Annotated in this window: 10 protein-coding genes and 1 rRNA gene; all 11 read right to left on the reverse strand. The window is 36.3% G+C overall.

The window, feature by feature from the left end; translation table 11 throughout:
• Positions 1-315: 315 nt before the first annotated feature.
• The 11 genes from ACECE_RS0209180 to ACECE_RS0209230 all read right to left on the reverse strand — a co-directional run bounded on the left by ACECE_RS0209180 (position 316) and on the right by ACECE_RS0209230 (position 11738).
• Positions 316-1826: ribosomal RNA gene (locus ACECE_RS0209180) — 16S ribosomal RNA — on the reverse strand.
• A 498-nt stretch (positions 1827-2324) separates the two neighbouring features.
• Positions 2325-2741 (reverse strand): ATP-binding protein, encoded by a 417-nt coding sequence (locus tag ACECE_RS0209185; RefSeq protein ID WP_235715943.1) that lies wholly within the window; start codon positions 2739-2741, stop codon positions 2325-2327.
• Positions 2742-2855: 114 nt separating this feature from the next.
• A complete protein-coding gene (locus tag ACECE_RS0209190; protein ID WP_010680915.1) occupies positions 2856-3614 on the reverse strand; it encodes a SigB/SigF/SigG family RNA polymerase sigma factor in 759 nt (252 codons plus the stop codon).
• A gap of 2 nt (positions 3615-3616) precedes the next feature.
• Positions 3617-4000, reverse strand: coding sequence for an ATP-binding protein (locus tag ACECE_RS0209195; RefSeq protein ID WP_010680916.1), 384 nt, complete (start codon positions 3998-4000; stop codon positions 3617-3619).
• Between the two features lie 12 nt (positions 4001-4012).
• Complete coding sequence (locus tag ACECE_RS0209200) at positions 4013-4327, reverse strand: STAS domain-containing protein (RefSeq protein WP_010680917.1); 315 nt, start codon at positions 4325-4327, stop codon at positions 4013-4015.
• A gap of 283 nt (positions 4328-4610) precedes the next feature.
• Entirely contained in the window at positions 4611-6131 is a 1521-nt protein-coding gene (gene lysS, locus ACECE_RS0209205; protein WP_010680918.1) for a lysine--tRNA ligase, read from the reverse strand.
• Positions 6132-6243: 112 nt separating this feature from the next.
• Complete coding sequence (greA, locus tag ACECE_RS0209210) at positions 6244-6720, reverse strand: transcription elongation factor GreA (RefSeq protein WP_010680919.1); 477 nt, start codon at positions 6718-6720, stop codon at positions 6244-6246.
• A 445-nt stretch (positions 6721-7165) separates the two neighbouring features.
• A complete protein-coding gene (locus ACECE_RS0209215; RefSeq protein WP_010680920.1) occupies positions 7166-8140 on the reverse strand; it encodes a hypothetical protein in 975 nt (324 codons plus the stop codon).
• 116 nt (positions 8141-8256) lie between these two features.
• Complete coding sequence (locus tag ACECE_RS0209220; RefSeq protein WP_010680921.1) at positions 8257-10008, reverse strand: glycosyl hydrolase family 18 protein; 1752 nt, start codon at positions 10006-10008, stop codon at positions 8257-8259.
• Positions 10009-10168: 160 nt separating this feature from the next.
• Positions 10169-10675, reverse strand: a complete 507-nt coding sequence (locus tag ACECE_RS0209225; protein ID WP_010680922.1) for a DUF6106 family protein — start codon at positions 10673-10675, stop codon at positions 10169-10171.
• A 25-nt stretch (positions 10676-10700) separates the two neighbouring features.
• Positions 10701-11738 carry a PilZ domain-containing protein gene (locus ACECE_RS0209230; protein ID WP_010680923.1) on the reverse strand — a complete coding sequence of 346 codons (1038 nt, stop codon included), beginning with the start codon at positions 11736-11738 and terminating at the stop codon, positions 10701-10703.
• Positions 11739-11811: the final 73 nt, after the last annotated feature.

Raw genomic sequence — 11811 nt, forward strand, 5'->3', positions numbered from 1 at the left:
TCTGCAAAATACTTTTCTTAGAATCGATCTCTCAATTCTTTGATAGTTTTTCTCCAAGTGAATTGTCTTTTTACCATCTCAATGAGTTTTATCCTAAGAGTCACTTGTACTTATTTGTACTAGTTACCCTTTATTTTTCTTCTCATCTTGCTTCACTTTAACATTATATATTTTTCAAGGTGCATATTTCCTGAGCTTTATGGGCTCAGAAAACTAAACAGTGTAAGGAAATTTGGAACTCGGTTGAATCAGCTGTATAAACAACTGATATCGACCAGGCAGTAGTGATACATGCTGTATCACGATACTCCTTAGAAAGGAGGTGATCCAGCCGCACCTTCCGATACGGCTACCTTGTTACGACTTCACCCCAATCATCGGCCCCACCTTCGGCAGCGTCCTCTTTACAGTTAGACTACTGACTTCGGGTGTTGCAGACTCTCATGGTGTGACGGGCGGTGTGTACAAGGCCCGGGAACGTATTCACGGCAGTATGCTGACCTGCCATTACTAGCAATTCCGACTTCATGTAGGCGAGTTTCAGCCTACAATCTGAACTGGGACTATTTTTGGAGATTTGCTCCACCTCACGGCTTCGCTTCCCTCTGTAATAGCCATTGTAGTACGTGTGTAGCCCAGGACATAAGGGGCATGATGATTTGACGTCGTCCCCACCTTCCTCCGATTTGTCACCGGCAGTCTCGCTAGAGTGCCCAACTTAATGATGGCAACTAACAACAGGGGTTGCGCTCGTTGCGGGACTTAACCCAACATCTCACGACACGAGCTGACGACAACCATGCACCACCTGTATCCATTGTCCCGAAGGAAATACCTATCTCTAGGTACGTCAATGGTATGTCAAGCCCTGGTAAGGTTCTTCGCGTTGCTTCGAATTAAACCACATACTCCACTGCTTGTGCGGGCCCCCGTCAATTCCTTTGAGTTTCAACCTTGCGGCCGTACTCCCCAGGTGGGATACTTATTGTGTTAACTCCGGCACAGAAGGGGTCGATACCTCCTACACCTAGTATCCATCGTTTACGGCGTGGACTACCAGGGTATCTAATCCTGTTCGCTCCCCACGCTTTCGCGCCTCAGCGTCAGTTACTGTCCAGAAAGCCGCCTTCGCCACTGGTGTTCCTCCTAATATCTACGCATTTCACCGCTACACTAGGAATTCCGCTTTCCTCTCCAGCACTCAAGAGATACAGTTTCAGATGCAGCGCCGGGGTTGAGCCCCGGAATTTCACATCTGACTTGCATCCCCGCCTACACGCCCTTTACACCCAGTAAATCCGGACAACGCTTGCCACCTACGTATTACCGCGGCTGCTGGCACGTAGTTAGCCGTGGCTTGTTTTTTGGGTACCGTCATTATCGTCCCCAATCAAAGAAGTTTACAATCCGAAAACCTTCATCCTTCACGCGGCGTTGCTGCGTCAGGGTTTCCCCCATTGCGCAATATTCCCCACTGCTGCCTCCCGTAGGAGTCTGGGCCGTGTCTCAGTCCCAATGTGGCCGATCAACCTCTCAGTTCGGCTACCGATCGTCGCCTTGGTGGGCCGTTACCCCACCAACTAGCTAATCGGACGCGGGCTCATCTCACACCGGATTGCTCCTTTGATAGTAAAGCGATGCCACTTCACTATTTTATGCGGTATTAGCACTAGTTTCCCAGTGTTATCCCCCTGTATGAGGCAGATTGCCCACGCGTTACTCACCCGTCCGCCGCTAAGAATATATTACTATATTCTCCGCTCGACTTGCATGTGTTAAGCACGCCGCCAGCGTTCGTCCTGAGCCAGGATCAAACTCTCTAAAAAATATTTATTAGAGAGCCTTTTGGCTCTAAATTACTTACTCGCGTATATTTGTTTCGCAAGTTACTCAATTAATTAACGAGTTCCTTATCGTCTTACACTGTTTACTTTTCAAAGTCCATATTACTTTTGTCTCAGTCGCTCGTTTTGGGCGACTCATATATATTACCACGCTATCTTCACTTTGTCAACACTTTTTTAACTTATTTTTTTCAGTTATTTTTCAGTGCTGTGTCGTGCGACAGCTTTAATAATATAACACCTCAAACACCTATTTTCAACCCACCAAAATCTTATTTCGCATAATTAACAAAGATTATTTCCTGTTTTCTCACTTATCCTTTAAATTCGTAGTTTATAATAATCTTTACTAAGTTAACATATCTAATTATATACATCATGTACGCTTCTTCTGCAACATAAGTGATAAAGCAACACTTAACACCAACAAAAAAAGTATTTGATTAACTCAAATACTCATCAATAACCTATATTTTGTGACTAGTCTAAACTTTTTAAAACCACTATTTTGTTTCCCTTAAAATTATATTTAACACTATCGCAAAGATTTCTTACTATAAGTAAACCTCTTCCGCCCTCTTTCAGCTCACACAACTCTGTAAGATTTTCAGGTCTTACAATACAGTTTCTTTCAAAACCTTCGCCCTCATCCTCAATAATAAAATACACATAGTTTTTGCTAATACCTGTTCTAATCTTAACCTGCTTCGCACTGTCTTCTTTATTACCGTGTTTGATTGCATTTTGCAATAACTCATTTAAAACAACCTTTAATTCAAACAAAGTGTCTTCCTTTAAAGGTCCATGACTTTCAAGAATAAAACCTACTATATTATTAACAGAATTACGTATATTACATAACTCACTGGCTATCTTCAAGTCACATAATTTTAACACTTTCAAAGCACTATTCCCCTTAAGTTAATAATATTTTTAAACCCAATATAATAATACCCACTAAAATTAAGTCGTAAACATTATCAACTATATAACTTATATTTTCATTATATTCTATTTAATCAGTAACCTCCGGAACCTATCCAAAACCTTTTTCTCAAGCCTCGAAACATACATTTGAGATACTCCCAGCCTTTCAGCTATTTCTTTCTGTGTTCTGTTGTTGAAATATCTCATATCAATAAACTCTTTCTCAGCGTCATTAAATTTATCCAGACTTTTTTTCAGAAAATCCCTATTCTCAATCTTCTCAAAGGTAGCATCCTCTTCACCAATAGTTTCGTGAAGTTCAAGATCATCGTCCGTATAAACATTTTGATCAAAAGATTGCAAGTTGTGTGCGTTATTGGATTCGATTATTTCCATAACTGTCTCTTCACTTATATTAAGGTATTTTGCTATTTCATCAATTCGCGGGGGTCTTGACAGCTCTTGTGTTAAACTCTCACGGGCATGGCTGACTTTCTGATATACTTCATATATCCTTCTGGGTATTCTTATTACAGAAGCCTTATCTCTGAAAAACCTTTTAATTTCGCCTATAAGAGTCGGAGTTGCAAAGCTGGCAAACTTGACTCCTTTGTCCGGGTCAAAACGCTCAACAGCTTTTATCAGTGCAATAGAAGCAACCTGATAGATATCCTCGTAATCTATCCCCCTATTTACAAACTTCTTTGATATTATTTCTGCAAGATAGAGATACTTGCTTACAATTTCATTTCTGACCTCCACACTCTGGCTATTCTTAAAATTTTCAAACAAGCTATGGCTGTCGTCATTTGAATTGGTAATATTCTCAATATTCTGTGCCATAACTAAATATTCTCCTCAAGTACTTTTGACATGGATAAGATGTAATTATTATGAGTACATAGCTCAACACTATCCATTAATGCATTTATTATATCGATTGCCAACTGATCATTTTCAATATCAAAAATACACTTCAGCGAAGTATCTTCACATGCAAAAGTAACTTTTAGCTCTTTCTCCGAGATATTAAAGATAATTTTATAGGTATCGGTAATCTTACTTCCTAAGTTGACAATCTTACTACATACTTCTGATATTGCCACCTTAATATCTTCAATAGTCTCTATATCAAACCTCACCCTGTTAGCCAGTGCCGATGCAACAAGCCTTGCAGTACTTACATATTCAGCTTTAAATGGCAGTACAAGTTCAATGCTATCATTCATTATCTTCACCTCTTAATCGATTTCAAAAACCTTGTCCAATCCAGTAATAATAAACAGCTTTTTGATATTATCCTTGAGATTTGAAATAACAATCTTTTTTTCACATTGTTTTGCTTTCTTTAATGTGGCTACAAATATACCAAGTCCTGTACTATCAATATAATTCAACTCTTTACAGTCGATTATCAAATCTTTTTTGTTTTCATCTACAATACTATAAAGCTTTTCTTTCAATTCCTGTGAAGTATATATATCAACTTCACCCTGAAGACTAACCTTAATAGAATCATTTAGTTTTTCTTCTACAAGCTTTAATTCGCCAGACATTGCAGTTCCTCCTTATACACGTTTAATACTTGCATTATAGGATTAATATCTTCCCATAGTTTACTATATCGTATACTTTATTTTATACTATCATTCCATAATTGCGCAACTTTATCTTTCCAATAACTGCTTTAAAAATACAACAGTAATTATTACTCCTAAAATAAAAGGGATACAGTCTAATACAAACTGAATCCCTTTTATTTAAAAATTATCCGTAGTTAATATCCTAAAATCACGAGCAGCCAAAGGCCGATGATATTTTTATTTTATCTGCAAAGTTCTAATCCCTTGGTTTCATTGTCGGGAATAAAAGTATGTCACGGATAGAATATGAATCTGTAAGGAGCATAATAAGCCTGTCAATTCCAATTCCAAGTCCACCAGTTGGAGGCATTCCATATTCGAGTGCTGTTATGAAGTCTTCATCCATCATATTTGCTTCTTCATCTCCAGCTTCCCTCTTCTCAACCTGACTTAAAAATCTTCCCTTCTGATCGATTGGGTCATTTAATTCTGAGTAGGCATTAGCCATTTCTCTGCTTGTAATAAATAATTCAAATCTCTCCGTAAACGATGGCATGTCCGGCTTTCTCTTAGTAAGGGGAGACACTTCCACAGGGTAGTCCATTATAAAAGTAGGCTGAATAAGATGTTCTTCCGCAAACTCCTCAAACATCAAATTGAGAACTTCTCCCTTTGTTGGATTTCCCTCAATGTGCAGCTTCTTCTCTTTAGCTATATTTCTAGCTTCTTCATCGCTGGTAATATTATTAAAGTTAACGCCAGCATACTTTTCAACAGCCTCAATCATAGTCATTCTGTTCCATGGAGGGGTAAGATCAATCTCCTGACCCTGATAGTTAATCTTTGTTGTTCCTAAAACTTCTTTAGCTACAGTAGAAATAAGCTGTTCGCTTAAATCCATCATTCCTTTGTAATCTGTATATGCTTCATAAACTTCCATTAAGGTAAACTCAGGGTTGTGCTTAACTGACATACCTTCATTTCTGAACATCCTGCCCATCTCATAGACCCTTTCAAGACCACCTACAATAAGGCGCTTCAAGTAAAGCTCTGGGGCAATTCTTAAATACATATCAATATCCAGAGTGTTGTGGTGTGTAATAAACGGCTTAGCAGCAGCTCCACCTGGAATAGTATTAAGCAGTGGAGTATCCACTTCTAAAAATCCTCTTTCATCAAGGAATTTCCTGATAGCTTTGATTATCATACTTCTTACTATAAAAGTATCCCTGACCTCAGGATTTACAATCAGATCAACATACCTCTGCCTGTACCTTAAGTCAACATTGGTTAAACCATGCCACTTTTCAGGAAGCGGTTGAAGAGATTTTGCCAAAAGTATTATATTATTTGCTTTTAAGGATATCTCTCCCTTATGGGTTCTGAACACTTCTCCCTTAACACCAACTATATCTCCTATATCAAATTTCTTAAAATCTTCATATACTTCTGCACCTATTTCATCTACTTTAATGTATATCTGTATCTTGCTGTCCCTATCGCGTACATCGCAAAAGCTGGCTTTTCCCATTCCCCTTTTGGACATCAACCTTCCAGCAATAGAAACCATGCTTCCTTCCATACTTTCAAAGTTATCAACTATGTATTTAGTTGAGTGGGATACATCATACTTAACAATCTTAAACGGATCCTTATCATTTTTTTGAAGTTCGGCAAGTTTTACCCTTCTAACTTTCAATATCTCATTAAGGTCTTGAACCTCAAGATTGTCATCCTGGGTATTTTGCACATTGTTATTTGTATCTTTATCAGACATTATTCATCCTCCCAAAAAAACTATACAATATTTAAAATAACAGCCTACTTAAAGTAAACTGTTATTTTAAATATTATATATTAATATAAATTAAATTTACAATAATATTTTGCTATTTTTTGATATTAACTATCTTAAACTTAACTATTCCATCTGGAACGTTAACATCAACTACAGTCCCTTTTTTCTTACCCATGAGTGCACTTCCTACAGGAGACTCATTCGAGATCTTAAATTGGCTAGGATTTGCTTCAGCTGAGCCAACAATATAATACTCAATCTCCTCATTGAATTCTATATCCAATATAGTTACCTTTGAACCAACACTAACTACATCGGTTTTTACTTCGTCTTCATCAATTACCTTAGCATTTTTGAGCATGTTCTCAAGCTGCACAATTCTTCCCTCAACGTGAGCCTGCTCATTTTTGGCTTCATCATATTCGGAATTTTCAGATAAATCACCGAAAGCAAGTGCCTGTTTAATTCTCTCTGCTACCTCTCTTCTCTTCACTGCTTTTAAAAATTCCAATTCTTGTTCCAACTTTTGTAAGCCCTCATATGTTAGAACAACTTCTTTTTTTACCATTTGAAGCCTCTCCTTTACTTAAGAATTTCGTGTTGATAATATATGCATTTATTTCTTATTTATTCTAAAACATTATACTTATCATAAAATAAATCTCAGCTTTAGCAACAATAAAATTAGCATGTTCCACTGTAATTAGCAGCAGATCATTATTCCAATAAGTTTGTTTTTATAGTAAGCTTCCTGAGAACAATAACATAAACAACACCGAGACCTTAATATAGTGCATCTAAAATGTTTAATAAGATGTATGGATGATTAACAGGAAATTACTTTGCACCAATTCTAACAACAAATATTCATAAGCCTAATCCGTCAAGATCAATTTAAAACTTTTTTTAATTATAGACCACTAATTTCATATTGTCAATAACGGATGATAAAAAGATTCCCAAAGAGGTATTTTACGAAATTAGAGACTATTTTTTTGTGATAGCTTCATTTATTAGTTTTTAAGAATATTTTGCGTTTGCGAACATGCTTTTATATAAAAACCTTCTTCCTTAAAATGCTTTATAAAATTATCCATAACACTATATTCGGCTAAATCTTCGGCATCAGTAATACCAAGATTAGATTTATTTACCAGCACAATTTCCGCAACCTCAATATGGCTGTAAAAGTTAAATATATCGTCCTCAAAGTTATTGGCGTACTTATCTCCAAACCCCACATCAATCCCGGTTATAATAGTATTTCCAGCTCCAAGCAGTTGCTCTTCAAATTCACCATAATTGATTACAATAGCATTTGAGTCAAACCTATTTTTAATACCATAACTTTTTAAATTCCCGAAATTTATTACGACATCAGAGCTTTTCAATACACTTTCTACATCATTTGTAATTCTGACAGACAGCCCCGTCTCATCACAGACTTCCTCAATCTCCTTCTCCATTAATTCCCTATCATTTGTTACCAGTGTTACAAATTTTACTATAGGAGATAGCCGCTTTATAAAAATATATGGCAATGCTCCCTTATCTCCCTGGATTATAGCTATATCAACCTTTCTAATATCAGAATGCTTTTGGGCACATATATACTCTAAAACATTTATAGCCAAAGCTGTATAGATAATTCTTCCCGTAAAACAACTCTTTTCGCATCTGTCTATGAAGCAGTCTAATTCCGCCGGAATAATACATTTATCAATAGTGTTTTCTGTGCAGAACTTCAAAATACACTTATTAATCTTATTCCTTGTAAATCGGCCTGCATTCTTCACATCATTCAGAGCATATGGCAGCTTTACCGCATAAATAGCTAAATCGCTGCCTGCCTCGAGCTTTTTAACGCTAACAGGAATTATTTTAAAAGCAAATAACTTCTTTAGCTTTCTAAAAACACTTATTATAGATATTCGTTTAAGCTGTTTATCTTCATTACCTTCAAAGAAAATCAAAGCTATATTTTTCATTCTAACGTTTACCTTCGAAACTAATTTGCCAACCCTCTATAATAATCCTATTATAGCTATCAACCAATTATTCACATAAAATACACTACGCCCTAAAAAATCACAATACGAATCTCTTACTTGTAAACATACTTTTTATCCTTATTTTGATTCAACCACTCCTGGTAGTTGCTTATCTCCTTCAAGTCCTGCTTCAATACTCCCCAGATATCGGTTGCTACAAAATTACTGCTCCATGCACAGGTTCCCGCCAGCTTGTATTTATGAACCAGAGAAGCTTTTAAATTAATTGAATTTACTTCCTCCAGCCAGATTTTATTTATAGTGTTCTCTTTTTGATACTGTCCATAAAACTGACCACTCTCTTCATCCCACTCAACTTTTGCGTTATTTGTGAGGACTGTATTTCGTGCATCTTCCATAGATAAGGCTTTGCTATCAAGGCTTTTATTGCCAACTTCATCTGTTGTTTCTGTCCACAAACGCGTATAGAACGGAATACCTAAAAGCAGCTTCTCTGCAGGAACATTTTCATTCTCAATAACACCCCTAGCCCTTTCTTCCACCCAGGTCAATTGTGCCACCGATCCTGCAATAGGGCTAGTTCTCCAGTGTTGATCGTATGACATATACATAACATAGTCTACAACTTCACTTAATGCTTTTTTATCATAGCACTCGATATCGTTAACATCCACTGATACAACCAACCCCTGCTCTTTCAGGAATGGAGTTATTTCCCTCACGAATTGCGTAAACGCATCCCTATCACTATTATACATGTTTTCAAAGTCAATATTTATTCCATCAAGCTTATAGAGTGCGGAGTATGCCAATACCTCCTTAATCAGATTATCTCTATAGTTTGTATTGTTCAATAATTGACTGCTCATATCATGGTCATTAAAGTCATTGGCCAATAGAGCCCACACCTTATACCCGTTGCCATGAGCCCAATCCACATATTTGGCATAAGCTCTGTTAATTAGTTCTCCTTCGGCATTCTTTAGCTGAAACCATGTAGGAGATATTACGTCAAGACCTTCTATATTATCCATGTCAGAGAGATCATCCCTTCTTTGGTATATCTGGTCCCACACCAAATTTACCTTACCCTTTTCAGGTTTCCAATCAGACTTATTGCCTCCCTCTTCAGCCATCTCTTCTGTTACCAATGACTTTACCTCAACAAACCTTTTTTCAATATATCCGATGGCTCCATCCCAGGTCCTGACCTTATACCATTTGTCATACTCCCCAAATACCCTCATTTCTTTCTCAACACTGTTTGCTGAATTCATATCAAGTTTCCTGATTATTGGGTACCTTATTGTATGTCCCTTCCTTATAAGCGCATCAGGACTTATTGGTTGTGCAACCTGTTTGTCTTTATTCTTATAATCAATAATAATAACGTTGCTGCTTTCAACATAAGAAATATCAATACCATAAAGATCTGATAAAAATTCAATGGGAACATAGACTTGTCCACTTTCTTTTATAACCGGTATCTTCAATTTCATTGGCTTATTGTTTACAAGAGCATCCAGACTGTCGGTCTTCATCCTTATAACTCTATTCTCAGTGGTTACTGAAACTATATTCAAAGCCTCATCCCAGTATATATTTTTATCAAAATACTTCTTTACAACACTAAAGGGCAGCAATATCTCCCCCTTAACAATTTTCGGTTCCTGGGCGGACACATCCTGTTCCCCTTCTATCACCAAAACAAGTTTTCCCTCATCAAAAGCAGGTATTACTTCATCATTAGGCTTAAAATAATGGTAGTAGGTATAAAAAGCTGCACCTGCCAAAATTCCTGTTATGAGTATCATCCAAAATAAAACTTTAGTCGCCCTATTCAAATTTAGCCCCCCTGCACTTTTATAAGAAAAACAAAACATAAAACCTATTTGCACAATATTATACTATAAAATTTCTAATACCTATATGGTAAAAAACAGGAGGCCACTTCTGACCTCCTGCTTATCAATCATCATTATTCAGCAATTTAAAACATACCATCTATTCTTCAAATATTTTGCTCGGTATACTCGCCTTTAAAGTCTTCATTATTTTCTCATCAGGTTGAAAGTATATTAGTGATCTCTTACCACCATTATTAACCATTACAAAGTAAACATCAGGAGAATCCATCGAAGACACAGATTTAATTTGAGTAGGTACTGTAGCTATTGATTCGTTAAATTTTTTACTTGAAACCTTCGCCATTATCTCAATATCCTTACAATCTGCAGTAATTAATTTCTTCCTTTTTCTCCGGTTAATTATTTTATCAATGTCAATTTCGCCGTTTGTTATGGAGTATTCATATTCAACATTAAAGGAGCCTATCAAATACCAATCTCCAACTATTAATCCAGCAGTAAGAAGAAGCACTATTCCACGAGGACCGAGAAGCAACGAAGCCATTACTACCACAATAATTGAAATAAAAATTATCATAGCAGATAATATGTACTCCCTTGGGCCCTTTTTCCTAGAAACAATCTTCTCTACAAATATATCCATCTTCTTCCTCCATAAATTTTAGAAATCACAGGTACTTTATTATTTTATCCTCAAACTCATTATAAATCAATGGCTTATACAAAACATCCAGCCTGTTAAAAACATGTTCAAACTCTTTAGCCTGCTGATATACGATAGGTAGTATCAACAGCACTTCTACCTGCGGAAATTCTGCTTTAATATTTTCAATAAGATTTGCAACTTCATCATCCATTTTACTTGAATCGAATATTATAAATTTAGGCTTTTCTTCAGATAGAAATCCAAAGTAAAACTTGAAGTTATTAATCACATCGAAATTTTCTGCACCTAATTTTACTAAATTTTCTCTAATATCATAGCTCTCATCAATATCAGAGCTAAAGATCGCGAATTTAGTGTCAAATGTTGATTCTGTTTTTTTATATTCCCTTAGTGAACTAAAATATGCCTTTTCCAGTTTTCCTATTTCAATATTTAGGTTTATTGAATAGTCCCCGGATATTTCTATAAACTGCACCCCATAAATAAATCCTTGATTTTCAGAAGTCTGCTTCCTCAATATTTGAGCTTTGGATTTAACGCAAATTCCAGACTCAAATGAAATAGCAAGCTCAACAATATCATTCATTTTCAAATCCGCTTTAACAACGACCATAGCGCCGCCCTTGCTTAAATTCATGACCTTGCCCGTATACCATTGATTACTATTTGCCTCATCATCGTTAGGGCTACTTTTCTTCATTTCTGAATTCAAGTCTACTTCAAAGCGTATGTACTTTCTTAAATTATAATACTTCTTTGCCTCAAGAAATTTAATAGTAACGGTAGCCGGGCTTTTCTGACTAATATCAGCTACTTCTCCGTCTATAAGATATTCATAACCCTGCTTTTGAAATTTCAAACATACTTTATATCCTATTTCTACCGCAGCTGAGCCAGATATTATATCTACACTGTCATAGCCGCTGAATAAAACAGGATACACTGTCCAAACATCATTACATTGAAACTTTGCCCTAATAAGATTTATATACTGAACGATATTGAATAATTCATCCTTACTGACAGTTATTACACTCATAAACTATCTCCTTTAAGGTAAATTATCTTGCTGGTGCTTTTTAACATTGTAAAGCTTTCACAGTGTTAAAAAT

It is taken from the genome of Acetivibrio cellulolyticus CD2 (genome assembly GCF_000179595.2).
Lineage (GTDB): Bacteria > Bacillota > Clostridia > Acetivibrionales > Acetivibrionaceae > Acetivibrio > Acetivibrio cellulolyticus.